This window comes from Streptomyces lunaelactis (genome assembly GCF_003054555.1).
GTDB classification, from domain to species: Bacteria; Actinomycetota; Actinomycetes; order Streptomycetales; family Streptomycetaceae; genus Streptomyces; species Streptomyces lunaelactis.
Map to the genome: position 1 here is coordinate 2,532,817 of NZ_CP026304.1, position 24,295 is coordinate 2,557,111.

Sequence of the window (24,295 nt, forward strand, 5' to 3'; positions counted from 1 at the left end):
TGTCGGGGAAGTCCGGGTGGGTGAAGGAGCGGGTCGAGGGCCGAGTCTGGCAAGGCGGAGGAAGGAGTCCACGCGGAGCGTCGGCGACTGACGACAACGCAGCCAGGCGACAGCCATCGGCCCGCGACGCCGCCCGGACCTCCCCGGGGCCGCTTAGCCCTTCCGCAGCAGCGTCACCACCGCCGCCCCGCCCAGCCCGATGTTGTGCGCGAGCCCCACCCGCGCGTCCGCCACCTGCCGTCGCGCCGCCTCTCCCCTCAACTGCCGGACCAGTTCGGCCGCCTGGGCCAGACCGGTCGCGCCGAGCGGATGGCCCTTGGAGATCAGTCCGCCGGAGGGGTTGACCACCCACCGGCCGCCGTACGTCGTCGCCCCGCTCTCCACGAGCTTGCCGGACTCGCCGTCCGCGCACATGCCGAGCGCCTCATACGTCAGCAGCTCGTTGATGGAGAAGCAGTCGTGCAGCTCGATGACGTCGACGTCCTCGATCCCGAGCCCGGACTTCTCGTACACGCTCCGTGCGGCCTGCCGCGACATCGGCTTGCCGACGACGTCGATGCAGGAGCCGGAGGCGAAGGACTCCTCGGTGTCGGTGGTCATGGCCTGGGCGGCGATCTCCACGGCCTTGTCGTGCAGCCCGTGCCGGACCACGAAACGCTCGGACACGACGAGAGCCGCAGCCGCGCCGTCCGATGTGGGCGAGCACTGGAGCTTGGTCAGCGGCCGGTGGATCGTCTTCGCGGCGAGGATCTCGTCGACCGAGTACACGTCCTGGAACTGGGCGTCTGGGTTGTTCGCCGAATGCCGGTGGTTCTTGGCGCCGACGGCGGCGAGCTGCGCCTCGGTCGTGCCGTACCGCTCCATGTGCTCGCGGGCGGCGTTGCCGAAGATCTGCGCGGTGGGCGGGGACATCTCGAAGCCGTGGGCGCCGGCCATGACGCCGTAGTGCCGGGCGACGGGTGACGTGGCGAAGCTTCCGCCGTCCGCACCCGCCCCGAGCGCCCCGCGGGTCATCTTCTCGAACCCGAGCGCCAGTACGCAGTCGCTGATGCCGCCCTCGACGAACTGCCGCGCCATCATCAGCACCGTCGCCCCGGTCGCGCAGTTGTTGTTGACGTTGTAGACGGGTACACCGGTCAGGCCGAGTTCGTACGCCGCCCGCTGGCCCGCTGTCGACGCCTGGAAGCAGTACCCGACGGGCACCTGCTCGACGAGGTCGTACGAGATCCCCGCATCGGCAAGCGCCTGCGTCCCCGCCTCCCTCGCCATGTCCCAGTACTGCCAGTCCCTCGACTCGGGCTTCTCGAACTTCGTCGTCCCGACCCCGACGATGTACGCCTTCATGGTCTTCCTCTCAGTCCCTGGGCAGGCCGAGGATGCGCTCGGCGACGACATTGAGCTGTACCTGCGTGGTGCCGCCCGCGATGGTCAGGCAACGCGACATGAGAAAGCCGTGCACGGCCCGCGCGCCCGCGCCCTCGCTCAACGCGCCTGCGGGTCCGAGCAGTTCGAGTCCGAGCTCGGCGGTCTTCTGCTGGTGCACGGTCTGGACGAGTTTGCGTACGGACGCGCCCGCGCCCGGTTCGAGCCCGGACACCTGCCGCATCGTGGTCCTCAGTCCGATGCAGGCGAGGGCGTGCGCCTCTGCGGCCACCGCCCCGATCCGCAGGCGGTCCGCGCCGCCCAGGCCGGGCGCCCGCGCGAGCAGTGCCTCAAGACCCGTGTCGAAGGCCATCTGGTCGGCCATGTGGACGCGTTCGTTGCCGAGGGTGTTGCGGGCGACCTTCCAGCCCTCCCCGATCGTCCCCACGACCGCGTCGTCGGGCAGCAGCGCACCGTCGAAGTACACCTCGTTGAAGAGGGAGTCCCCGGTGATCTCCTTCAGCGGCCGGATGTCGATTCCGTCCGTCCGCTTCATGTCGACGACGAAGTAGGTGAGCCCCTTGTGCTTGGGTGCCTCGGGGTCGGTACGGGCCAGCAGAATGCCGTAGTCGGCCCGCTGGGCGGAGCTAGTCCACACCTTCTGGCCGCTGACGAGCCAGCCGTCCGGGGTCTTCTCGGCCCGGGTCCGCAGACTCGCCAGGTCCGATCCGGCTCCCGGCTCGGAGAACAACTGGCACCAGCGCAGTTCGCCGCGCAGTGTCGGCCGCAGGTATCGCTCCTGCTGGGCGGGCGTCCCGTACGCGAGGAGCGAGGGCACCACCCAGGTCGCGATCCCGAGGTCGCTCACCTGCACCCCGGCGGCCCGCAACTCCTCCTGTACGACGAGCTGCTGGACCGCTCCCGCGCCGAGTCCGTACGGCGCCGGCAGATGCGGGGCGGCATACCCGGTGGGTGCGAGCTCCCTGCGTACGGCGGCCGGGTCGAGCCCTCGTACGCTCTCGGCCACCGCCCGGGCCGGTCCCCGGTAGCTCGCGGCCTCCGCCGGCAGCTCCAGCCGCAGCTCCCGCCGCGCCCCGCCCGCCGCGAGCCGGACCGCCCGCAGCCGATGGCTGTCCCCCGGCCCCAGCAACTGGCGCGCGACGAGAGCCCGGCGCAGATACAGATGCGCGTCGTGCTCCCAGGTGAAGCCGATCCCGCCGAGCACCTGGATGCAGTCCTTGGCGCAGGAGTACGCGGCGTCCAGCGCGGCCCCGGCGGCGAGCGATGCCACCAGACCCCGTACGTCGGCGGCCTCGTCCACGGCGCGTGCCGCGTCCCACGCCAGCGCGCGGGCCTGCTCGACGCGCACCAGCATGTCGGCGCACAGATGCTTGACCGCCTGGAACTGTCCGATGGGCCGCCCGAACTGCTCACGAACCTTGGCGTACTCGGCGGCGGCGTGCAGGGCCCAGGCGGCAGTTCCGCACGCTTCGGCCGCGAACAACACGCAGGCAAGGTCCCGTACGAGAGCGGTGTCGATGTCCAGTGCGCGGTCCCGGGGCACGGTCACGCCATGGGCGGTGACCTCGGCGGTCGGCCGGGTCGGGTCGGCGCTCTCCTGCACGCGGACGGTGAGCGCCTCCGCGTCCACCACGAGCCAGCCGGTGCCGGTTTCGAGTACGAGCAGATCGGCCTGCCCGCCGCCGAGGACAGGCGGCGCGGTGCCGTCGAGCCGGAAGCCGTCCGGGGTCCCGGTGGCGGTCAGCGTCCCGGGACCGAGGGCGACGGCCGCGATGCGCTCCCCTCCCGCGAGCGCGGCCGCCAGATCCCCCCGGCCGGCGCGGGCCAGCACGGCGCACGCGAGCACGCTGGGCAGATACGGCCCCGGCAGCGCGGCCCGGCCCGTCTCCTCCAGTACGACGGCGAGGTCGAGCACCGTCCCGCCCCCGCCGCCGTACTTTTCGGCAAGGTGCAGGCCGAGGATGCCCTGCTCCGCCGCACCGTCCCAGTACCCGGGCCGCCCGACCTCTGCACCGGGCGCGTCGAGCAGCTTGCGCACTTCCTCGGGCGGCACGGCGCGGGCGAGCCAGCCACGCACCGACTCGGCCAACGCGCGCTGCTCATGCGTGATTCCGATGCCCATGCGGGCAGACTAGAACACGTTCCAATCTGACGGAAGGTCAGATACACCGCGCATCGCATTGGACAGACCCCTACCTGGTTTTGGTCGAAAGCCCGTCTTGGTGAGTCAGCGGGCGAGGGAGACGGCGAAGGGCTTGAAGCCGTGTCGGCGCAGGATGTGGGGCACGACCAGGATCATGGCCTCGGTGGCGCGGGCTGTGCTGATGTCGCCGAGGTCCTCGATCCGTTCGGGCCGCCAGCCCAGGTCGCCGAGCAGGCCGGTGACAGTCCTCTTCGCGTGTTCGTCATCGCCCGAGAGATAGGCGGTCGGTGGGGTGGCCAGGGCCTCGGGAGCGGTCATGACCATGAAAAGCATGGTGTTGAGAGTCTTGACCACATGGGTGTCGGGGAGCGCGGCCTGGAGCTTCTCGGCGAGGCTGCTGCCGGGATAGCACAGGTCGCCGGGCAGGCCGTCAGCGGCGTCGCGGGTGGCGTTGGAGACGTCGATGAGGATCTTTCCGGAGAGCTCAGTGCGCAGGTCGGTGAGGCGGTCCAGGGTGCTGTCGCCGGGCGTCGCGTTGATCACGATGTCCGCGGTGCGGGCAGTGGTGCGCTGGTCGGCGAAGGCGACCGGCGGGGCGAGCCCAATGGTGCGGGCGGCGGTGTCTTCGGGGCTCCGGCCGCCGAGGGTGACATGGTGTCCGGCTGCGGAGAGCTTGCCGGCGAGGTTGGTGCCGACGCGGCCGGCGCCCAGGATGCCGATGTTGGTCATGCGGTGATGCTCCTTGCGGTATCGGGGTGGGGAAGAGAGCGGAGACTTCCGGTCAGGCGATCGGCGAGAGGACCTTGAGGGCGGCGCCGTGGATGCCGGGGGCGGCGGCCAGGAAGTCGCGGCTGCCGGTGTTCCAGGGTTCGCCCGTCAGGTCGGTGACGGTGCCTCCGGCCTCGGAGACCAGCAGGGCGCCGGCGACCAGGCCGGAGCGGACGTCGGAGAACTGCCAGAATGCGTCCATGCGTCCGGCGGCGACGTGGATGAGCTGCATCGTGGCGGGAACGGACACGCGCACGACCAGGCCGTTGATGAGCATGGCGGTGACGGAGTCACCGATCCGCCGGAAGGTTCGCTCGTCCTCGCCGGGCTTGGCCTGGCCGGTGCCGATGAGCGCGGCGCCCAGGTCGGTCTTGGCGGACACCTTCAGGGGACGGTCGTTGAGGCGGGCACCGCCGCCGGCGACTGCGGTGTAGGTGTCGCCGGTCAGCGGCAGGTGGACGACGGTGAGTACCGGCTGGTTGTCGCGGACCAGGGTGGCGGTGACGGCCCAGTCGTCCATGCCGTGGACGTGGTTGATGTTGCCCTCGGCGGGGTCGACGACCCACCACTCCCCGGGCGGGAGCGCGCCGCCGGCCAGCTCGTCCTCGGCCCACTGCGACCCTTGCCGGGCCCGCAGCAGCGGTTCCCGCAGCACGTCCAGCACCGCTTCGTCGTTGGCGTGGATCTCGCCGACGACCTCGTCCATAGTCACGCCCCGGGTGTGCGAGGTGTGGCGGTCGCGCAGCGTGGCGCCGGCGGTCTTCACCGCAGCTGTCACGTCGGACAGGAGGGTCGCGTCGGCGGCGAAAGGCATGATTGTGCTCATGGGTGGGCTCCCTGGATCGGTCGAAGCGGGGCGGTTGACTCGCCCCCGCACTTCGAAGGTAGGCCGCTTGGTTATTAACAACAAGTGCACGCTTGTTACTTGTAGAGTTACTGTCATGCAACTGGATCTGAACCTGCTCACGGCCCTGGACGCCCTGCTGGAAGAGGGCAGCGTTGCCGGCGCTGCAGCCCGCCTCCACGTCACCGCACCGGCGATGAGCCGCTCCCTGGGCCGCATCCGCAAAGCCACCGGTGACCAGATCCTCGTCCGCACCGGCCGCAGCATGGTCCCCACCACCCGCGCGCTGGCCACGCGGGCCGAGGTCCACGCCCTCGTGCAACAGGCCCACCAACTTCTGTCCGCACAGCAGGAACTCGACCTGGCAGCTCTGGAGCGGGTATTCACCGTGCGCTGGCACGACGCCCTGACCGCCGCACGCGGCACCGCCTTGACCACGGCCGTCCACCATCAGGCCCCCGGCGTCCGGCTGCGCCTGTCCGCCGAACCCGGGACGGACGACGCCGAGCTGCGCCGGGGTGAGGTCGACCTCGAATCAAGCTCCAGCGCTCCGACGCTCCCCGACATCCGCCACCGCCTCGTCGGCAGGGACCGGCTGGTCGTCGCCGTCCGCCCGGGCCACCCGCTCACCGCAGGCCCGCTGAGCCTTGAGCGTTACGCAGCCGCCGAACACCTCACCGTTTCGCGGCGCGGAAGCCTGCGCGACCCGATCGATGATGCCCTGACCACACGCGGCCTCGAACGACGCGTCGTCGCCGCCGGGCCCACCGCCGCCTTCGCACTGCAACTCGCCCTCGACTCCGACCTGGTCGTCACCCTCCCCGACGCGGTCACCCGCACGGCCCGGGAACAACTCGGCCTGGCCACACTGCCGCCGCCACTCCCGCTGCCCGACGTCCCCCTGTACCTGCTGTGGCACCAGCGCTACGACAACGACCGCGCCCACACCTGGCTGCGAGACCTGGCCACCGCAACCGTCCAGGCACTATTCGCACCACCGGCCGCCTCTCAACAGCCCCTCACCAACCGGACCGGGCAGTGACGGACAAGCCCGGGGAAAAGCCTGCGGCAGCTGACTCCCGTTCTCGTGGACATCAGTGCTCGCAACGTTCAGTCGGACAGGACACTTGCTGGTGCCGGTTCGAGGACAGCATCGATCCCGTTCACCGCGCCGGCCAGACCTTGCTGTGGGAGACCTCTCATCGCATCGACGGCAATATCCGGCTGGAACCCGCCCCTGGGCACACGCCGGGCTCAGCGGTGCTTCACCTGCGGTCCGGTACCGAACGGGCCCTGTTTGTCGGAGACTTGATCCACACTCCCCTCCAGATCCTCGAGCCGCACGTCGATACGTGCCTGAGCGCGGATCAGCAGGCTGCGGCGAACTCCCGTCGGCGTGTCCTCGAGTACGCCGCGGACACCAACGCCCTGCTCATCCCCGCGCACTTCACCGGCCCGGGAGCCGCTGAGGTCCGCCGTGACGGCTCATCCTTCGCCATCAAGAAGTGGGCGCCGTTCAGCGCCCCCAGGTCATGACCCGGCTCAGGTGGCGAGGATGAAGGCCGACCTGTGCGGCTTTGCGTGGTGCACCGTGCTGCCGCCGGGTGGCGTGGGCGGCGACTAGGGCGGGTTTTTGAAGTAGCGCCGTCCGCCCGGAGGGCGGGCCCTGCGGCGTCTGGTGCGTGCAATCGCAAGGCGGAGGATCGCCCTCGTACTGGACGTACTTGGGCGACTCCGACAACATCGCGAGTGTGCGTGCCAGGCGTCGCGGGGCAGGCGGGACTTCTAAAACCCGCCCTAGCGGAGGTCAGGAGGTGACGCGCAGGACGAGCTTGCCGCGGGTGCGGCCGCTCTCGCCGCGGGTGTGGGCCTGGGCGGCCTGCTCCAGCGGGAAGACCTCCTCGACCTCCACGCTCACCTCGCCGGCGTCGATGAGTTCGGCGATGCGGGTCAGGGCCGGGCCGTCGGGCTCGACGAGGAAGGCGCTGGTGCGCAGCCCCCGGGACTGGGCCTCCTGGAGGAGTTCGGGCGAGACGCCGCCGGGGATCGCGACGATCAGTCCGCCGGGGCGCAGCACGTCCAACGAGCGGGTGCTGGTGTTGAAGTGCCCGTCACCGACGAGGTCGATGACGACGTCGATGTCCTTGGCGGCGTCCTCGAAGCGGACGGTGGTGTAGTCGATGAGTTCGTCGGCGCCGAGTGCGGTGAGCCAGTCGTGGCGGGCACTGCTGGCGGTGCCGGTGACGTGGGCGCCCAGGTGCTTGGCGAACTGGACGGCGAAGTGTCCGACGCCGCCGGCGGCGGCATGGATCAGCACACGCTGGCCGGGGCGGACGTCGGCGGTGTCGACCAGGGCCTGCCAGGCGGTGAGGGCTGCCAGCGGTACAGCGGCGGCCTGCTCGTGGCTGATGCTCGCGGGCTTGCGGGCGAACTGGCGGGCGGGGGCGGTGACGTACTCGGCGTAGCCGCCGGCCGCGCGGGGGAACCACGGCATGCCGTAGACCTCGTCGCCGGGCTTGAGGGTGGTCACGCCGAAGCCGGTCTCCTCCACGACGCCGGAGACGTCCCAGCCCAGGGTCAGCGGCGGCTCGCCGAGCACGCCGGCCATGCCGCCGCCACCCCGGGTCTTCCAGTCGACCGGGTTGATCCCGGCGGCGTGCACCCGCACCAGGACCTCGGTCGGAAGCGGCACGGGCCGGGGCACCTCCTCCACCCGCAGGACGTCGGGGCCGCCGAAGGCGTGCTGCACGACCGCGCGCATCGAGGACATGAGTCTTCTCCCTTGAACAAAAATGCCGAAAGGCCCCTTTATCGGCCCTCCGCCCGGTGGGCTTGACCGTATCCCCAGGGAGGTAGTTACCATCAAGGGAACCTACTTCCCGATGGGAAGCATGCTGCTGAGGAGCGTTCCCGTGACCATTGACTGCCAGAACGGGCAGCACGCCCACCACGACGTCTACGCGGCCCAGTGCCCCTGCCGCGCCATGCTGGACCTGCTGGCGAACAAGTGGTCAGCCCTCGCCATCGGAGCTCTCGAAGACGGCCCGCTGCGTTTCGGCGCCCTGCAGCGGCTCCTGCAGGGCGTCAGCCCCAAGGTGCTCACCCAGACCCTGCGACGCCTGGAGGACACCGGGCTCGTCGACCGCACCGTCTACCCTGCCGTGCCCCTGCACGTGGAGTACGCCCTGACTGAGCTCGGCCAAGGCGCAGCCGTGCCGCTGCGTCTCCTGCGGACCTGGGTGGAGGAAAACCTCGACAACGCCACCAGCGTGCCGGGCCACGAGGAGCCGGAGCCGTCGGTCGCGAAGTAGCCGCCGGTCCGGCCGTCGCGGCCGGTCACAGCTTGCGGAGCACTACTCCGCGCCTTGCGAATCGCAGGTCACACTCGATCGGACAGGGCAGCGACGAAGGCCGCGAAGGCGGCGGGGGTGACGGTGAAGGCGGGGCCGTCAGGGTTCTTGGAGTCACGAACGGCGATACGGCAGGGCTGAGCGTCGACCTCGACGCACTGGCCACCGGTGTCAGAGCTGTACGACGACTTGCGCCAGGCGGCGGCGCCGAGCGGGGCGCACTCGACGCAGGCGCCGCCGGTGTCGCCGCTGTACGACGACTTACGCCACTGGGCGCCCGTCAGGTTCTGGTTGGTCCCCATAACGCTCCTCCATTACGCGGGCGATCAATGCCGCCGAATCCTCCACGGAGAGCGCGGCGGCCTGCAAGTGATCGTAACGGAGTGAACCCTCCCTGAGAACTTGCGGATTGGCCGTCATATGGCCCTGGACGAAGTCCTCGGTGTAGACGAGATCCGGGTCGTCCTCGAATCGCAAGAGGCTGAACGAGCCCGGCAGCCCCGCGTGCGCACCGGCATCGAAGGGCAGGATCTGCACCTTCACCCACTCCCGCCCCCGCAGTTCCAACAGGTGGGCCAGTTGGTTCCGCATGACGTCAGGGCCACCAATCTCCTGATGCAGGACTGCCTCGCTCAGCACCACCCAGCTCAGCGGCGGACTTTCACGGTCGAGGATGCGTTGCCGCTCCATCCGAGCGGCCACCTTCGCGTCGAGATTCTCCTCGTTCCGTACACCCAGCACGGCCCGTGCGTACACCTCGGTTTGCACCAGGCCATCGACCAACTGAGCCTGGTAGGAGTAGATGTACGCCGCCCGCGCCTCCATCTCCGCGTACGCCTGGAACCAGTTCGGCAACTGACTGCGCAACACCAGCCCCACCAGCCGCGAGAACACCCCGCCCGTCCCCAGCGCCGCGTCCACCCGTTCCGAGAAGTCCCGCGTCGGCACCTTCCGCGCCGTCTCGATCTGGCCGATCAGTGACGCCGTACAGAAGACACAGCAGCCGAGCTCGCCCTGCTTCAGCCCGGCGTCCTCTCTCAGGCGGCGTAATTCGGAGCCGTAGTAGTCCAGCGGCGATGCGCTGGGATCAAGGTCGCGGATATTGACCATGTGGCGGTCACCCCCAAGCTCACGCCTCGCGGCGTTCGTTTCCGTTCGTAGCCGAGCGTAACCGCGCCCCTCCACCCTGGTGACATGAATCACGCAACTGACAGCCCACCAGCGGGAATCAGCGACAGCTACCGCATGGGCTTCACCGTGGGTGCTCACTCGGCTCGGCATCTGCGGCGCATCCTGCGGACGTTCCTGACCCGCTGGGACATGGCCGGGCTCACCGACGACGCCGAGCTGGCGCTGACCGAGCTGGTCGCCAATGTCGTCCAGCATGTGCCCGGCAGGCACTGCACGCTGCTCATCCTGCGGCGGCCGGACGGACTGAGGGTGGAAGTGGCGGACGAGCACGCCGGGTGCCCGCGTCCGGTGCGCCCCGAGTGCAGGGGCGAGGAGCTCGACGAGGGCGGGCGGGGGCTGCTCCTGGTCGAGGCGGTGACCGACCGCTGGGGCACGGTGCCGCTGCCGGGAGGCAAGACGGTGTGGTTCGAGTGCGACGTGTGAGGCACGATGGGCGGCCGGACACCCCGTACGACCAGGAGGAACCATGGCCGCCGCGCCCAAGCCGGAGACGCTGGCCGCTTTCGAGGCGGCCAAGGGCTTCATGCCCGTACGGGAGGGTCTCGCCCTGTACGCCGCGGCTGTCGAGGCGGGCGGGCTCGGCCTGCCGCTGCTTGAGGTGGGCACGTACTGCGGGCGCTCGACGATCCTGCTCGCCGACGCCGCCCGCGAGGCGGGCACGACGGCGATCACGGTCGACCACCACCGTGGCAGCGAGGAGCAGCAGCCGGGCTGGGACTACCACGACCCGGAGACCGTGGACCCGGAGGTCGGCCGGATGGACACGCTGCCGACCTTCCGCCGCACCCTGCACCAGGCCGGACTTGAGGACCACGTCATTGCGGTCGTCGGCCGGTCCCCGCAGGTCGCGAAGGTGTGGGGTTCACCACTCGGTCTGGTGTTCATCGACGGTGGCCACACGGACGAGCACGCAGGCGGGGACTACGAGGGCTGGGCGCCTCATGTCGCCGAGGGCGGCCTCCTCGTCATCCACGACGTCTTCCCCGACCCGGCGGACGAGTGGACCGGCCAGGCCCCGTACCGCGTCTACCTCAGGGCACTGGCGTCCGGCGCGTTCACCGAGGTCTCGGTGACCGACTCCCTGCGCGTCCTGCGCCGTACCGGCCGGGGAGTCTGAGTCGCGAGCCCGGCAAGGTCGGGCGGACAGGGCCTAAGCGGCCCCGGGGAAGTCCGGGCGGCGTCGCGGGCCGATGGCTGTCGCCTGGCTGCGTTGTCGTCAGTCGCCGACGCTCCGCGTGGACTCCTTCCTCCGCCTTGCCAGACTCGGCCCTCGACCCTCCCCCGTAGCCCTACGGGCACGGGAGGTACCCCCACCTTCACCCACCCGGACTTCCCCGACACCGCTTAGCATCGCGAGGGTGTCGTACGACGAGAACCAGGCCCACACCCAGCCGCGCCGCAACGGGCGCGGCAATCTCACGATCGTCATCGCCGCGCTGGTGCCGACCGCCCTCGCGGGGTGGCTGGTCTGGCAGGCGATGAGCGGCCCGGACGAGACCGAGCCGCCGAAGGTGCTGCCGCTGCCGAGCCAGTCGACCACCGCGGGCAAGCCGGGCCCGGCGCCCACACCCTCCGCGGCGACACCGTCGGCGCCCGCCGGCTCCCCCACCGCCGCGTCCACGGCCCCCACGGGCCTCCCGGGGCCGCTCGCAGGAAAGGTCGTGGTCGTGGACCCCGGGCACAATCCTCGTAATTTCCAGCACACGAGCGAAATCAATAAACTCGTGGATATCGGCACGAACCGCAAGGAATGCGACACGACGGGCACGTCCACCAACGCCGGTTACACCGAGGCCGAATTCACCCTCGATGTTTCACACCGTCTTCGCACGCTGCTCGAAAAGCAGGGCGCAACCGTCAAATTCACCTACGACAACGACCGCACCTTCGGTCCATGCGTCGACGAACGCGCACAAATCGGCAACAAGGCCAAGGCAGATGCGGTCATCTCCATCCACGCCGACGGCTCGGCCACCGGCAACCGCGGCTTCCATCTGATCCTCCCCGCCCTGGTCAAGGGGGGCGCGGCCGACACCGCGAAGATCGTCGGGCCCTCGCGCGACCTCGGCGAGCGGATCGCCGGAAAGTTCGTACGCGCGACCGGCAGCGCCCCCTCCAACTATGTGGGCGGCGGCACGGGGTTGGACGTACGGGCGGATCTCGGCGGCCTGAATCTGTCCACCGTGCCCAAGGTGTTCATCGAATGCGGCAATATGCGTGACCCCAAGGACGCCGCGCTGCTGACAAGCTCCAACTGGCGGCAGAAAGCGGCGCAGGGAATGGCGGACGGCATCAGCAGCTACCTCGACCGGTAACTCCGATACCCGGCAGACGTCCGGAACGGGCAGACGATAGATTCACCTCTACGATGGGGAGTCACCCCCGAGCTCCGCGCCGTGCACACCGCCGTAACGGCGGCAGCGACGACCGCCCCGATGAGACGACCGACGAAGGACTTTTACGTGAACATCCGCTCCCTCACTCGAGGCGATGGCGTGGTGATCGGAGCAGCGGTCCTGCTGTTCATCGCCTCGTTCCTCAACACGAGCGACTGCTCCGGCTCCCTCTGCGACGCTGTCCCGAACACCTGGGAGTTCACGCCGATGGGGTGGGGCAGCTACTTCCCCGGCGTGGTCGGCGCAGCGCTGATCGTGGTCAACCGCGGGCTGCCCCAGCCCCGCAAGGTCGCGGGTCTGGACCTCGGACAGCTCGGTGTCGCGCTCACCGCCGCTTCCGCCTGGGTCATCCTCATGTGGATGTTCGAGGCGGAGGACGCGGGCGGTGCGATCATCCTCGGCTTGATCGCCAGCCTCGTGCTGGTCGGTGCCGCGGTCGCCACCCCGCTCGTCCCGGCCCTCCAGGCCGCCCTCATCGGCGCCCCGAAGCCCGCGGCGACTCCGTACGGCGCGCAGCCGGGCGTCCCCGGAGCCGGCTACGGCTACCCGGGTGCCCAGCAGCAGCCCTACGGCGCTCAGCAGGGTCAGCCCCAGCCCTACGGCGCCCAGCCGCAGCCGGGTCAGCAGCAGCAGCCGGCTCCGGCCGCGCCGCAGGCCGCGGGCGGTCCCGCCGACTTCACGCCGTTCTGGTTCGCGGTGCCGGTGGCCCGTCCGCTGTACGGCGAGGACGGTTCGCCGACCCCGATCGCCGAACTCGCGCCCGGTACCTGGTACCTGGCGGTCGAGCAGCGCGGTCCCGGCCTGGTGGCCCAGACGCAGGACGGCCGTCGTGGCGTGCTGCAGGACACCTCGGGCATCCAGCGCGGCTGATCCCGCGCACTGGTCCAGCACGGCCCCTCGCCCTTCCGGGCGGGGGGCCGTTGCCGTACTCTGACGCACCGTCAGAAACGTACGGCTGGAGGGGACCCCGCATGCGACTCGGACTCGCTCTCGGCTACTGGGGCCGCGGCCCGGACCCCAGACATCTCGAACTCGCCCGTGAGGCCGAGCGTCTTGGCTACGACTCCGTGTGGACGGCGGAGGCCTGGGGCTCCGACGCCTTCACCCCGCTCACCTGGATCGCGGCGCACACCTCGCGGATCCGGCTCGGCACGGCGGTGGCACAGATGGCCGCCCGCACCCCCACCGCCACCGCGATGCACGCGCTGACCCTGGACCATCTCTCCGGCGGGCGGATGATGCTCGGGCTCGGCCTGTCGGGGCCGCAGGTGGTGGAGGGCTGGTACGGCCGCCCGTTCCCGAAGAGCCCGCTGACGGCGACGCGCGAGTACGTGGAGGTGATCCGCCAAGTCCTCAGGCGCGAGGCCCCTGTTGAGCTGGCGGGCCGCTACCACTCCCATCCCTACCGCGGCGAGGACGCCACCGGCATCGGCAAACCCCTCAAGCCGATCACGCATCCCCTGCGCGCCTCACTGCCCCTGCTGCTCGGCGCCGAGGGCCCGAAGAACATCGCCCAGACGACGCGCATCGCGGACGGCTGGCTCCCGCTGTACTGGTCCCCGCTGCGGACGGACGTGTACGAGACCTCGCTCACCGACCTTCCGGAAGGCTTCCTGATCGCCCCCATGGCCCGCGCCAAAGTCTGCGACGACGTCGCCGAAGGACTGCTGCCGGTGAAGGCGATGCTCGGCTTCTACATCGGGGGCATGGGCCACGCCGCCCGTAACTTCCACGCGGATCTGATGGCCAGGATGGGCTTCGAGTCCGAGGCCCGCCATATCCAGCGGCTGTTCGCCGAGGGCCGACGCGAGGAGGCGGTGCTGGCGGTGCCGGACGCCTTCGCCGACGAGATCTCGCTGGTCGGGCCCCGCCAACGGATCGCGGAACGGCTGGAGTTGTGGCGCAAGGGCCCGGTCACGGATCTGCTGGTGACGGCCCCGGACGCGCACACCCTGCGCGTACTGGCCGAGCTGAACTCCTAGGCCGTGCTTGAGGGTTTCACACGCTCACAAGCGGCAACCTGATGCTTATGAGCCCTACTCATCGCAACGGAACGAATCAGGCCGCAGCGGTCATCATGATCGTTGCCGATGTCATGGCCGTCATACTCGGCCTCTGGATCCTGATGTACCTGCTGGACGCCAACAGGGCCAACGACCTGGTCGGCTTCATCCAGGACGCCGCGCGCTGGCTGGCCGGCTGGTCCTACGACCTGTTCACCTTCGACGACGCGTGGGCGCGGGTGGTGGCGGGTTACGGCCTGGCGGCCGTGGTGTACCTGTTCGTGGGCCACGCGGTGGCCGGCCGCCTGCGCCGACACTAGGCAACTCAAGCCTCGCCGGCGTTTGAGGCGCGGGGTCCGGGGCGGAGCCCCAGGTTCGGGAGGGGCTAGCAGCAGTCCGGCGCCAGCCCGCGCGGCAGCCGCTCGCCCCCGAACACCGCCGTCGTCGCCTCGTCGCCCCCCAGCGCCGCCACCGCCAGCAGCAGCGAACCCGCCGTCCACGTGGTCAGCTCCTCCGGCCACACCGCGCGGCTGCCCTCGAAGACGTACCCCGTCCAGTACATGCCGCCTTCGACGCGCAGATGCTGGACGGACTGCAGGATCTCCAGCGCCCGGTCGGACTCGCCCATCACCCAGAGCGCCAGGGCGAGTTCGCAGCTCTCGCCGCCGGTCACCCACGGGTTGGGCAGCACGCACCGTACCCCGAGGCCCGGCACGACGAAATCGTCCCAGCCGCCCTCGATACGGGACTTGGCGTCCGCGCCCGTCATCGCACCGCCGAGGACCGGGTAGTACCAGTCCATCGAGTAGTGGTTCTTGTCGAGGAAACGCTCGGGGTGCCGGCAGATCGCATGGGCGAGGGCGCCCGCCGCCAACTCCCAGTCGGGCTGCGGCTCTTCGCGTTCCTCCGCGATCGCCAGCGCGCAGCGCAGCGCCTGGTGGATCGATGAACTGCCGGTCAGCAGCGCGTCGTTGACGGGGCTGCCGTCCGCCTCCCGCTTCCAGCCGATCTGGCCGCCGGGCTGCTGCAGCGCCAGTACGAACTCGATCGCGGCGAAGACGGCGGGCCACATCCGGTCGAGGAATATCTCGTCGCCCGTGGCGAGGAAGTGGTGCCAGACGCCGACGGCGATGTACGCGCAGAAGTTGGTCTCACGGCCGCGGTCTGTGGGCCGGTCGGTGGGCCGGTCGGCCTCACCGTCCGCGTACGCGGCGTACCAGGACCCGTCCTCGTTCTGATGCCGGATCAGCCACTCGTACGCACGGGCCGCGGCCTCGTGCTCGCCGGCCGCGTCCAGCGCCATGGCGGCCTCGGTGTGGTCCCACGGGTCGAGGTGGTGGCCCCGGAACCAGGGGATCGCGCCGTCCTCGCGCTGCACGGCGAGTATCCCGGCAACGGTCTCGGCGGCTTCCTCTGCGGTGAGGACTCCGGGCAGGACGAGGTGTTCGGTCCGCTCGGGACTTGTCACTTGGCAGCCGCCACGGGCAGGTGCGGCTTGGTCGCGTACGCCACGAAGCTCTTGCCGATCAGCGGGTTGAGCGCCTGCTCGGCGAGCCGGGTGGCCAGCGGCTTCTTCATGATGTCCCAGACCAGGAGCTGGTGGTACGCCTTGACGGGCAGGACCTTGTCGTTGTCGACACCGAAGGCGCACTTGAGCCACCAGTAGGGCGAGTGCAGCGCGTGCGCGTGGTGGGTGCCGTAGGGCTTGAGACCGGCTTCCTTCATCTTGCCGAGCAGCTCGTCCGCCTTGTAGATGCGGATGTGGCCGCCCTCGACCTCGTGGTACGCGTCGCTCAGCGCCCAGCAGATCTTCTCGGGGCCGTAGCGGGGCACGGTGACGGCGATCCGTCCGCCGGGCCTGAGCACCCGCACCATCTCCGCGAGCACGCCCTTGTCGTCCGGGATGTGCTCCATGACCTCGGAGATGATCACGACGTCGAACGACTCGTCGGGGAAGGGCAGGTTGAGCGCGTCGCCCTCCATGGCGGTGGCGGTGGCACCCTCGGGCGCCTCACCCGCCTCCTTCATCGCGGCGAACCACTTGGCGACCTCGCGGATCTCGTCGCCGTTCTGATCGAGGGCCACGACCTGCGCCCCGCGCCGGTAGCACTCGAACGCATGCCGCCCCGCACCACACCCCAGGTCGAGCACACGGTCACCCGCGGCGAGGGGGAAGCGGGAGAAGTCGACGGTCAGCACGAGGTCCTGCTTTCTCGGTCGAGGAATCGAGTACGGGGCGGTGGGGCCGGCCCGGGGCCGCCGAGGGGGCAGCATACGGGCGGGCAGCCCGCCCGGAACACGTCACCCCGTACCCCCCGCGAGCGCCTTCGTCGCGATCGCCTCACGGTAGTGGTTCGCCGTGCCGATCGCCGCCTGTCGCCAGGTGAACCGCTCCAGCACGCGTTCCCGGCCCGCCGCCCCCAGCCGCGCCCGCAGTCCGGGGTCGCCCAGCAAGCGGCCCAGGCCGGCCGCGAGCGCGCCCGCGTCGCCGGGCGGGACCGCCAGGCATGTGCCGCCGTCCAGGCCCGCGACCTCCGGGATCGCGCCGCCGGTCGTGGCGAGAAGCGGCGTGCCCGTCGCCATCGCCTCCGCCGCGGGCAGCGAGAAGCCCTCGTACAGCGACGGCACACACGCCACCTGCGCGCTGCGCACCAGGTCGACCAGTTCCACGTCGGAGATGCCCTTGACGAACTCGACCGCGCCCTCGAGCCCGTAGCGCTCGATCAGTTGGGCGACCGGCCCGTCCTCCGCGCGCTTGCCGACGACGACGAGATGCGCGGCCGGGTTCTCCGTACGGATCTTCGCCAGTGCCTCGACGAGATGGACGAGGCCCTTGAGCGGCACGTCCGCGCTGGAGGTGGTGACGATCCGTCCGGGCACCTCCGCGACCGCCGGGTTCGGCGAGAAAAGGTCGGTGTCGGCACCGATGTGGACGACGTGGACGCGGTCCCGCCGCACCCCGAGGTGGTCGACGATCTCCTGCTGCGAGGAGCCGGAGACGGTCAGCACGGACGGCAGCCGCCGCGCGACCCGCTTCTGCATCCGCGTGAAGCCGTACCAGCGGCGTACGGACGCCCGCCTGCGCCAGCCGTCCGCGGCGTCCAGCTCGAGCTGCCGGTCCACGGTGATCGGGTGGTGAATGGTGGTGACCAGCGGCGCTCCGAGGTCGCCGAGCAGCCCGTAGCCGAGTGTCTGATTGTCGTGGACGACGTCGAACTCACCGCGGCGCGCGGCCAGATGGCGCCGGGCGCGCAGCGAGAAGGTCAGCGGTTCCGGGAAGCCGCCGGTCCACATCGTCGCGACCTCGACGGCGTCGATCCAGTCGCGGTACTCACCGCGCTTCGGCGTACGGAAGGGGTCAGGGCTCCGGTACAGATCGAGGCTGCCGAGCTCGGTGAGCGGCACGCCTTCGTCGAGTACGGGATAGGGCTGGGCGCCGATCACCTCGACGCTGTGACCGAGGCGGGCGAGCTCGCGCGAGAGGTGCCGTACATAGACGCCCTGACCACCGCAGAAGGGGTTTCCCTTGTAGGTGAGGAGGGCGATGCGCAGCGGATCGTCACCGCCGCCGGACGGGCCCGTACGAGGGCCGGCCTCTATGGCCTCAGCGGTCACTCACGGCCCCCTTCTCACTGCGTTTTCGCCGGAGCGTAACTGCTGGCGCTAATCTAGAACAAGTTTCAGACTTGATCGTTCAAGGAGCTTCGAATCTACCGGCAGGTAGCGCTGCTGTAAGGGCCGGATCAGGTGATTCGCGCCACGACGGGGGCATGCCATGCTGTGCGATCCGTACTCGCGCATGGAACGGGACATATGAAAGCCGAAGTCAAGCCGGCAGGGGGGCCGGCGTCGCCGCCCCTGACAGAACGGCAGGAGGCGCGCCGCCGTCGCATCCTGCACGCCAGCGCGCAGCTGGCGAGCCGCGGCGGCTTCGACGCGGTGCAGATGCGCGAGGTCGCCGAGTCCTCGAGCGTCGCGCTCGGCACGCTCTACCGGTACTTCCCCTCCAAGATCCATCTGCTGGTCGCCACGATGCAGGACCAGCTCCAGCACATGCACACGGCGCTGCGGAAACGGCCCCCGGCCGGGGACAGCGCGGCGGAGCGGGTCGCCGAGACGCTGATGCGCGCCTTCCGCGCGCTCCAGCGCGAGCCGCATCTCGCGGACGCGATGGTGCGGGCGCTGACCTTCGCGGACCGCAGCGTGAGCCCCGAGGTGGACACGGTCTCGCGCCAGACGACGGCGATCATCCTGGACGCGATGGGGCTGGAGAACCCGACGCCGGAGCAGCTGTCGGCGGTCCGCGTGATCGAGCACACCTGGCACTCGGCGCTGATCACATGGCTCTCGGGGCGGGCGTCGATCGCGCAGGTGAAGATCGACATCGAGATGGTGTGCCGCCTGATCGACCTGACGACACCGCGGCGCCCTTAGGGCCTCTCGTTTGGATCTTGCCGGGCTCGCGTGCCCTGGCACGCACGCTCGCCGCGTTGTCGTCGGTCGGCATGGCTCCGCCATGCCTCCCTCCTCCGCCTTGCGATCGCACGCACCAGACCCCGCTCACTCATCCGGCCTGATCCAAACGAAAGACCCTGGGCCGCGCCCGAAGACGGCCCCGCCGGCGTTTGAGGCGCGGGGTCCGGGGCGGAGACCCGGCAAGGCCCCGGGGCCCTACTCCTCCGGCGGGAACACCGGCTCCCCGCTCTCCGCCAGCGTGATCGCGATCGCCTCCACCGGACAGCTCTCCGCCGCCGCCAGGATCCGCTCATTCGCGTCCGCGTCGGCCGCCCGCGGATGCGACTGCCGCGCCGAGTCGAGCTCGAAGCCGTCCGGCGCGTTGCCGACGCACAGGCCGGAGCCGATGCACACGCTCCGGTCGACCTCCACATGCCAGCGGTCTCCCATCGCCTCGCCCCTCAGTTCTCGCCGTACCCGGCCGGCAGGTGGATCATCTTGTGCTCCAGGTACGCGCCGTACCCCTCGGGTCCGAACTCCCGCCCCAGGCCTGAGTTCTTGTAGCCTCCGAACGGCCCGAGCATGTCGAGACTGAACGTGTTGACGTTGTACGTCCCCGTCCTGATCTGCCGCGCGAAGTCGATGCCGTGCTCGACGTCCGCCGTCCACACGCTGCCGCTGAGCCCGTAGTCGGAGTCGTTCGCGATCTTCGCCGCATCGCTCTCGTCCCCGTACGGCAGCAGACAGATCACCGGCCCGAAGATCTCCTCGCGGGCGATGCGCATGGAGTTGTCGACCCCACCGAAGAGCGTCGGCTCGACGTACCAGCCCTGCTCCAGGCCGGCCGGACGCCCGCCGCCCGCAATGATCTTGGCGCCTTCCTCCTGCCCGATCCTGATGTAGTCGAGGGAGCGCTGCTGCTGCCGACCGGCCACCAGCGGTCCGACCTGTGTCGCCGCGTCCAGCGGGTCGCCCACCACCAGAGCGCTCGCGGCCGCCGCGAACGCCTCGGCGATCTCGTCGTAGCGGCTGCGCGGCGCGAGGATACGGGTCTGGGCCACGCACGCCTGCCCGTTGTTCATCCAGGCCGCCGGGACGATCCCGGCCACCGTCGACGCCAGATCCGCGTCCGGAAGGATCACCGCCGCCGACTTGCCGCCCAACTCCAGTGTGACGCGGGTGAGATGGCGCGAGGCGACCTCCATGACCCGCCTGCCGGCCGCGACGGACCCGGTGAAGGAGACCTTGTCGATACCGGGGTGCCCGACCAGGTACTCGCTCACCTCCCGGTCCGCGGGGAGGATCGAGAGAACGCCCTCCGGAAGCCCCGCCTCCTGGGCGATCTCGCCGAGTATGTACGAGTCCAGGGGCGTCTCGGGCGAGGGCTTGAGCACGACCGTGCAGCCGGCCAGCAGCGCGGGGCCGAGCTTGGCCGCGGCGGTGAACTGCGGGACGTTCCACGGGATGACGGCCGCCACCACACCCACCGGCTCACGCCGGACGAGGATCGGCCCGAGCACTCCCGCCCGCCGCTCCTCGTGCGCATAGCCGCGCGCGACGGTGATCGCCGAGTCCCACACCATCATCGCGCCGAGCGCCTGCGCGAGCACGCTCCAGGAGTACGGGGAGCCGTTCTGGGAGCTGATGGAGCGGGCGATCTCCTCGTGCCGTACCGCGATCGCGTCCTTGATCCGCGTGATGACTGCGATCCGCTCATCGAGCGTCATCCGCGGCCAGGGCCCCGCGTCGAAGGCCTTGCGGGCCGCGGCCACCGCCCGGTCGACATCCGCCGGCGAGGCGTGCGGGACGCGCCCGATGACCTGCTCGGTGTGGGGCGATACGACCTCGATGGCGTCGCTGCCGAGAGGATCGGTCAACTCCCCGCCGATGAACAGCTTTCCGTGTTCCACAAGCTCGGTCATGGCTGCTGCCTCCTGCGACCCGGCGCTTATCTGACACTGTTTCAGAACTGATATCAGTTCTAGTTACAGGGAGCAATGGCAGCGACGAAAGAGCCCCCGACCAGTGGTTTCCCACGGGGCGGGGGCTGCTGCTCGAGTTGTGCGACCGCCGGGCCGGTCAGCCGACCAGCACAGGGGGCACCATCGATCGCGCACGTTCGTCGAGGTCACGGGCGGTTGGCAGTCTCCGGCCGGCGCTCTCGGGCGTGCTCGGCCGGCTCAGGCGTTGGGACGCTTGCCGTGATTGGCCTTCTTCTTCTTACGGGCGCGTCGCTTGTTTCCTCGTTTGGCCATGGTGCACACATCCCTAAGTCAGGACTTTTCCCCACTTCGGGCCAGTCTAGATTCGGTCCGGAGTGTCCGCATCAGCGGCGGCGCGTCGACTAGCGAGGACGGCCAGTGGAGCGATCGTCGCAGGTCAGTCAACTCCCCTGGAATGACAGTCGACTTGGGCGACCATTGGAACGAGTTCTAGTTATAGTGAGCAATGGCCGTGCCGCCGAGCAGAGATGAGAGCACCATGACCCAGGTGACCGAGCACGGCGGGGGCGTCTGGTCCATCGAGGTGCCCATACCGGACAACCCGCTCGGCCACACCCTGGTCCATCTGCTCGACACCGACAGCGGGCCCGTACTCATCGACACCGGCTGGGACGACCCGGCCTCCTGGGACACCCTCGTCGCCGGGCTCGGCTCCCTCGGCGTTTCCGTCGCCGACATACACGGCGTGGTCATCACCCATCACCACCCCGACCACCACGGCCTCTCCGGGCAGGTGCGGGACGCCTCCGGCGCCTGGATCGCGATGCACGCCGCCGACAGCGCCGTGGTGCGCCGCACCCGGGACGCCGAACCAGCCCTCTGGCTCGACTACTTGGCGGACAAACTCACCCGGGCCGGCGCCCCCGACGAGCACACCGCGCCGCTGCGCGAGGCCCGCACATCGGGGCGGATACGGACGCTGCCCGGGCTGCGCGCCGCCCTGCCCGACCGGGAGATCGTCCCCGGTGAGCTCCTCGGCCTGGCAGGCCGGCGGCTGCGCGCCATCTGGACCCCGGGCCACACGCCCGGCCATGTCTGCCTCCACCTGGAGGAGGCCCACCCCGCCGGCAGACCCGGCCATGGCCGGCTCTTCTCCGGCGACCATCTGCTCCCCGGGATCACCCCGCACATCGGCCTCTACGAGGACCCGGACGACGCCACCGCCGGCGACCCCCTCGGCGACTACCTCGACTCCCTGGAGCGCATCGGCCGCCTCGCCCCGGCCGAGGTGCTCCCGGCGCACCAGTACGCCTTCCCCGACGCGGCGTCCCGGGTACGGGAGTTGCTCGCCCACCACGAGGACCGGCTCACCGGGCTGCTCGCGCTGCTGGCCGTGCCCCTCACCCCCTGGCAGGTCGCCGAGCGGATGGAGTGGAACCGGCCCTGGGAGCAGATCCCGTACGGATCGCGGAACATCGCCGTCTCGGAGGCGGAGGCACATCTGCGCCGGCTGGTGAAGCTGGGGCGCGCCGAGGTGCTGACGGGGAGCGTCCCCACGACGTACGTGGCCGTCTGACCGCAGGGGGCCGTCGAGGGCCACTGACCGGCCGGTACAGTGTGCGAGTCGTCATCATGCCCGTACGGGGGAAAGCCGGTGCAAATCCGGCGCTGACCCGCAACCGTGAACCGCCGTCGCAGGCGGTGAGCCGGAATGCCCCGTACGCGGTCGTGACCGGCTCGCGTCACCGGCACCCGCCGGTGGCCGGCACCGTCGAGGAATACGGCGCCGGAGCCCTGGTGCGTCAGCGTGCCTGTGCCCGGCTCCCGCAGGAGAGGCCCAGCCCGTCATGACCACCGTTCGCCTTCGCCGCAGCGCCGCAGCGCTCGCCGCCTCCGCCGTGCTCGGCATAGCCATTGCCTCGGCCGCCGCGCCGACCGCGTTCGCGGCGCCGTCCCCGAAGCCGACGCCGTCGGCCCTCATGCCGTCCGGTCTGTACGGGGCGGGCGATCCGACGTACGACGGTGTCTGGCGGCAGTCGGTCGCGCTGCTCGCGCAGGACACCGTGGGTGTGAAGCCCGCCGCGAAGGCCGTGGACTGGCTGACCGGACAGCAGTGCGCGAGCGGCGGCTTCCTCTCGTACCGCGCGGACGCCGCCAAGCCGTGCGACGCCAAGCTGCCGCCGGACTCCAACGCCTCCGCGGTCGCCGTGCAGGCGCTGGCCGCGCTCGGCGGGCAGGACGCCACGGTGCGCAAGACCGTCGGCTGGCTGAAGTCCGTACAGAACGCGGACGGCGGCTGGGGCTACAACCCCGGCGGGGCAAGCGACGCCAACTCCACCTCCCTCGTGATCGGCGCGCTCGCCGCGGCGGGCGAGAAGCCGGACACGGTGAAGTCGAAGGGCGGGAAGACGCCGTACGACGCGCTGCTGACGTTCGCGAAGCCGTGCGGCGGGAAGGACGGCGGCGCGTTCGTCTACCAGCAGAAGACCCCCGGCATCGTCGCCGACTCCACGGCGGCGGGCGTGCTCGGCGCGCACGGCAAGGGCCTGGTCGTGACCGCGGGCGAGAAGGACGCGAAGGGAACGGTCTGCGAGAAGGCCACGACGGCGGAAGGCGCGGCGCACAACGGCGCGGTGTACCTGGCGGCCGCGCTCGCGAAGACCGGGCACCTGGACACGGCGCCCATGCCCGGCGCCACGGATCCGACGCCCAAGCCGGACTTCGGGAACACGGCGGACGCGGTTGTCGCGCTGTCCGCGCAGGGGCTGGGTGACCAGGCGAAGAAGCCGCTGGAGTGGCTGCGGCAGAACGCGGCGGCCTGGGCGAAGGAGTCCGGTCCGGCGGCCTACGCCCAGCTGATCTTCGCGGCACACGCCAGCGGGGCGGACCCGAAGAGCTTCGGCGGCATGGACCTGGTGTCGGCGCTCAACGCGACGGGCCCGGCGCCCGAGTCCCAGAAGCCCGCTGCCGCCGAGAAGAAGGACTCCTCGGAGTCGGACTCGGACTCCGGCATCGGGGTGTGGTGGATCGCCGGCGTGTTCTTCGTCGCGAGCGTCGGCGCCGGTTTCCTCATCAGCGGCCGCAAGAAGAACCAGCGGCTGTGACGCGTACCCGGCTCCTGTCCCTCGTCCTCGCGCTCGGCGCCGCGCTCACGGTGCTGGGCGCGGGTCCGGCGCAGGCGGCCGGATACCGCTACTGGTCGTTCTGGCAGAGCGGCGGCGGGAAGTGGACGTACGCCACCGAGGGCCCTGCCACCGCGAGGCCGGCCGACGGCTCGGTGAACGGCTTCCGCTTCTCGGTGAGCGAGGACAGCGGGGACTCGGCGCAGCCGCGCACCGCTCCGGACTTCGAGGCGATCTGCGGGCGCACGCCGCCGAAGGACGGCACGAAGCGGATCGCGCTCGTGATCGACCCCGGCACGGCGGAGGACGCCCCGAAGGGCGAGACGCCGCCCGCGTCGCGGTCCGCGTGCGCGCAGGTCGGCGAGGACGCGACGAGCGCGGAGGCGCTGGCGTCGGTGGCCAAGCCGCTGCGGTACAACAGCAACGCGCTGCTCTGCGGGATCTCCGGCTACCCGAGGTCGGGCTGCGGCGAGCAGGTGTCCGGCTCCGGCGACGTGCCGAAGGCCCCGGCCTCCTCCGGCGGGCAGCCGGCCGGCGACCGGGCCGGCGACTCGGCGGGCGGCGGCCCGTCGGCAGGTCTGCTGGCCGGACTCGCGGCTGTCCTGGCGCTGGGCGCGGCGGCGGTGTGGCAGTCCCGCCGCCGCAAGCGATGACGATGGACTCCGAACCGGGGGCTGCGCCCGCAAACTCCCGTACG

25 protein-coding genes and 1 pseudogene are annotated in these 24,295 nt (G+C 70.7%); 13 read left to right on the top strand and 13 right to left on the bottom strand.

What is annotated here, in order from left to right; all coding sequences use genetic code 11:
- Positions 1-153: 153 nt before the first annotated feature.
- The 4 genes and pseudogenes from SLUN_RS11435 to SLUN_RS11450 all read right to left on the bottom strand — a co-directional run bounded on the left by SLUN_RS11435 (position 154) and on the right by SLUN_RS11450 (position 5,120).
- Entirely contained in the window at positions 154-1,344 is a 1,191-nt protein-coding gene (locus SLUN_RS11435) for a lipid-transfer protein (protein WP_108148388.1), read from the bottom strand.
- 10 nt (positions 1,345-1,354) lie between these two features.
- Positions 1,355-3,505 (bottom strand): acyl-CoA dehydrogenase family protein, encoded by a 2,151-nt coding sequence (locus SLUN_RS11440; RefSeq protein WP_108148389.1) that lies wholly within the window; start codon positions 3,503-3,505, stop codon positions 1,355-1,357.
- Positions 3,506-3,610: 105 nt separating this feature from the next.
- A pseudogene (locus SLUN_RS11445) lies at positions 3,611-4,276 on the bottom strand (NADPH-dependent F420 reductase); the annotation flags it as partial.
- A 31-nt stretch (positions 4,277-4,307) separates the two neighbouring features.
- Positions 4,308-5,120 (bottom strand): inositol monophosphatase family protein, encoded by an 813-nt coding sequence (locus tag SLUN_RS11450; RefSeq protein ID WP_108148391.1) that lies wholly within the window; start codon positions 5,118-5,120, stop codon positions 4,308-4,310.
- A 115-nt stretch (positions 5,121-5,235) separates the two neighbouring features.
- Here SLUN_RS11450 and SLUN_RS11455 point away from each other — a divergent pair, with 115 nt between their 5' ends.
- A complete protein-coding gene (locus tag SLUN_RS11455) occupies positions 5,236-6,180 on the top strand; it encodes a LysR family transcriptional regulator (RefSeq protein ID WP_108148392.1) in 945 nt (314 codons plus the stop codon).
- Positions 6,177-6,674, top strand: a complete 498-nt coding sequence (locus SLUN_RS11460) for an MBL fold metallo-hydrolase (protein WP_257153703.1) — start codon at positions 6,177-6,179, stop codon at positions 6,672-6,674. The genes SLUN_RS11455 and SLUN_RS11460 overlap by 4 nt, the downstream gene beginning before the upstream one ends.
- Before the next feature lie 271 nt (positions 6,675-6,945).
- Here the strand turns inward: SLUN_RS11460 and SLUN_RS11470 are convergent, their stop codons facing one another.
- The gene (locus SLUN_RS11470; protein ID WP_108148393.1) at positions 6,946-7,908 is read right to left on the bottom strand and encodes an NADP-dependent oxidoreductase; all 963 of its coding nucleotides are present in this window, start codon (positions 7,906-7,908) and stop codon (positions 6,946-6,948) included.
- 142 nt (positions 7,909-8,050) lie between these two features.
- Between SLUN_RS11470 and SLUN_RS11475 the strand changes: the two genes are divergently transcribed.
- The gene (locus SLUN_RS11475) at positions 8,051-8,449 is read left to right on the top strand and encodes a winged helix-turn-helix transcriptional regulator (protein WP_371413822.1); all 399 of its coding nucleotides are present in this window, start codon (positions 8,051-8,053) and stop codon (positions 8,447-8,449) included.
- Between the two features lie 68 nt (positions 8,450-8,517).
- Here SLUN_RS11475 and SLUN_RS11480 read toward each other — a convergent pair whose 3' ends face one another.
- Both SLUN_RS11480 and SLUN_RS11485 read right to left on the bottom strand, forming a co-directional pair.
- On the bottom strand, positions 8,518-8,790 hold the full coding sequence (locus SLUN_RS11480; protein WP_108148394.1) for a DUF397 domain-containing protein: 273 nt from the start codon (positions 8,788-8,790) through the stop codon (positions 8,518-8,520).
- Entirely contained in the window at positions 8,750-9,598 is an 849-nt protein-coding gene (locus tag SLUN_RS11485; protein ID WP_108148395.1) for a helix-turn-helix domain-containing protein, read from the bottom strand. Before SLUN_RS11485 ends, SLUN_RS11480 begins: the two co-directional genes overlap by 41 nt.
- Before the next feature lie 84 nt (positions 9,599-9,682).
- On the opposite strand from SLUN_RS11485, the gene SLUN_RS11490 reads away from it, so the two are divergent.
- The 6 genes from SLUN_RS11490 to SLUN_RS11515 all read left to right on the top strand — a co-directional run bounded on the left by SLUN_RS11490 (position 9,683) and on the right by SLUN_RS11515 (position 14,398).
- Positions 9,683-10,102, top strand: coding sequence for an ATP-binding protein (locus SLUN_RS11490; protein ID WP_254710305.1), 420 nt, complete (start codon positions 9,683-9,685; stop codon positions 10,100-10,102).
- A gap of 43 nt (positions 10,103-10,145) precedes the next feature.
- Complete coding sequence (locus SLUN_RS11495) at positions 10,146-10,796, top strand: class I SAM-dependent methyltransferase (RefSeq protein WP_108148397.1); 651 nt, start codon at positions 10,146-10,148, stop codon at positions 10,794-10,796.
- Between the two features lie 241 nt (positions 10,797-11,037).
- The gene (locus SLUN_RS11500) at positions 11,038-11,994 is read left to right on the top strand and encodes an N-acetylmuramoyl-L-alanine amidase (protein WP_257153704.1); all 957 of its coding nucleotides are present in this window, start codon (positions 11,038-11,040) and stop codon (positions 11,992-11,994) included.
- A gap of 147 nt (positions 11,995-12,141) precedes the next feature.
- The gene (locus SLUN_RS11505; RefSeq protein WP_108148399.1) at positions 12,142-12,945 is read left to right on the top strand and encodes a hypothetical protein; all 804 of its coding nucleotides are present in this window, start codon (positions 12,142-12,144) and stop codon (positions 12,943-12,945) included.
- 101 nt (positions 12,946-13,046) lie between these two features.
- The gene (locus SLUN_RS11510) at positions 13,047-14,057 is read left to right on the top strand and encodes an LLM class F420-dependent oxidoreductase (protein WP_108148400.1); all 1,011 of its coding nucleotides are present in this window, start codon (positions 13,047-13,049) and stop codon (positions 14,055-14,057) included.
- Between the two features lie 47 nt (positions 14,058-14,104).
- Positions 14,105-14,398 carry a hypothetical protein gene (locus SLUN_RS11515; RefSeq protein ID WP_108148401.1) on the top strand — a complete coding sequence of 98 codons (294 nt, stop codon included), beginning with the start codon at positions 14,105-14,107 and terminating at the stop codon, positions 14,396-14,398.
- A 65-nt stretch (positions 14,399-14,463) separates the two neighbouring features.
- Here the strand turns inward: SLUN_RS11515 and SLUN_RS11520 are convergent, their stop codons facing one another.
- From SLUN_RS11520 to SLUN_RS11530, 3 genes are all read right to left on the bottom strand, one after another.
- A complete protein-coding gene (locus tag SLUN_RS11520; protein WP_108148402.1) occupies positions 14,464-15,546 on the bottom strand; it encodes a prenyltransferase/squalene oxidase repeat-containing protein in 1,083 nt (360 codons plus the stop codon).
- Positions 15,543-16,277, bottom strand: a complete 735-nt coding sequence (locus SLUN_RS11525) for a class I SAM-dependent methyltransferase (protein WP_108148403.1) — start codon at positions 16,275-16,277, stop codon at positions 15,543-15,545. The genes SLUN_RS11520 and SLUN_RS11525 overlap by 4 nt, the downstream gene beginning before the upstream one ends.
- A 102-nt stretch (positions 16,278-16,379) precedes the next feature.
- The gene (locus SLUN_RS11530; protein ID WP_108148404.1) at positions 16,380-17,693 is read right to left on the bottom strand and encodes a glycosyltransferase family 4 protein; all 1,314 of its coding nucleotides are present in this window, start codon (positions 17,691-17,693) and stop codon (positions 16,380-16,382) included.
- A gap of 198 nt (positions 17,694-17,891) precedes the next feature.
- Between SLUN_RS11530 and SLUN_RS11535 the strand changes: the two genes are divergently transcribed.
- Positions 17,892-18,512 carry a TetR family transcriptional regulator gene (locus SLUN_RS11535; RefSeq protein ID WP_108148405.1) on the top strand — a complete coding sequence of 207 codons (621 nt, stop codon included), beginning with the start codon at positions 17,892-17,894 and terminating at the stop codon, positions 18,510-18,512.
- Between the two features lie 237 nt (positions 18,513-18,749).
- Here the strand turns inward: SLUN_RS11535 and SLUN_RS11545 are convergent, their stop codons facing one another.
- The 3 genes from SLUN_RS11545 to SLUN_RS42320 all read right to left on the bottom strand — a co-directional run bounded on the left by SLUN_RS11545 (position 18,750) and on the right by SLUN_RS42320 (position 20,788).
- On the bottom strand, positions 18,750-18,983 hold the full coding sequence (locus SLUN_RS11545) for a ferredoxin (RefSeq protein ID WP_108148406.1): 234 nt from the start codon (positions 18,981-18,983) through the stop codon (positions 18,750-18,752).
- An 11-nt stretch (positions 18,984-18,994) separates the two neighbouring features.
- Positions 18,995-20,455 (bottom strand): aldehyde dehydrogenase, encoded by a 1,461-nt coding sequence (locus SLUN_RS11550; protein ID WP_108148407.1) that lies wholly within the window; start codon positions 20,453-20,455, stop codon positions 18,995-18,997.
- A gap of 258 nt (positions 20,456-20,713) precedes the next feature.
- A complete protein-coding gene (locus SLUN_RS42320; RefSeq protein ID WP_100661309.1) occupies positions 20,714-20,788 on the bottom strand; it encodes a 50S ribosomal protein bL37 in 75 nt (24 codons plus the stop codon).
- A gap of 226 nt (positions 20,789-21,014) precedes the next feature.
- On the opposite strand from SLUN_RS42320, the gene SLUN_RS11560 reads away from it, so the two are divergent.
- From SLUN_RS11560 to SLUN_RS11570, 3 genes are all read left to right on the top strand, one after another.
- Positions 21,015-22,052, top strand: a complete 1,038-nt coding sequence (locus SLUN_RS11560) for a Strvi_7410 family MBL fold metallo-hydrolase (protein ID WP_108148408.1) — start codon at positions 21,015-21,017, stop codon at positions 22,050-22,052.
- 271 nt (positions 22,053-22,323) lie between these two features.
- Positions 22,324-23,580 (top strand): SCO2321 family membrane protein, encoded by a 1,257-nt coding sequence (locus SLUN_RS11565; protein ID WP_108148409.1) that lies wholly within the window; start codon positions 22,324-22,326, stop codon positions 23,578-23,580.
- On the top strand, positions 23,577-24,251 hold the full coding sequence (locus SLUN_RS11570) for an SCO2322 family protein (protein ID WP_108148410.1): 675 nt from the start codon (positions 23,577-23,579) through the stop codon (positions 24,249-24,251). The genes SLUN_RS11565 and SLUN_RS11570 overlap by 4 nt, the downstream gene beginning before the upstream one ends.
- Positions 24,252-24,295: the final 44 nt, after the last annotated feature.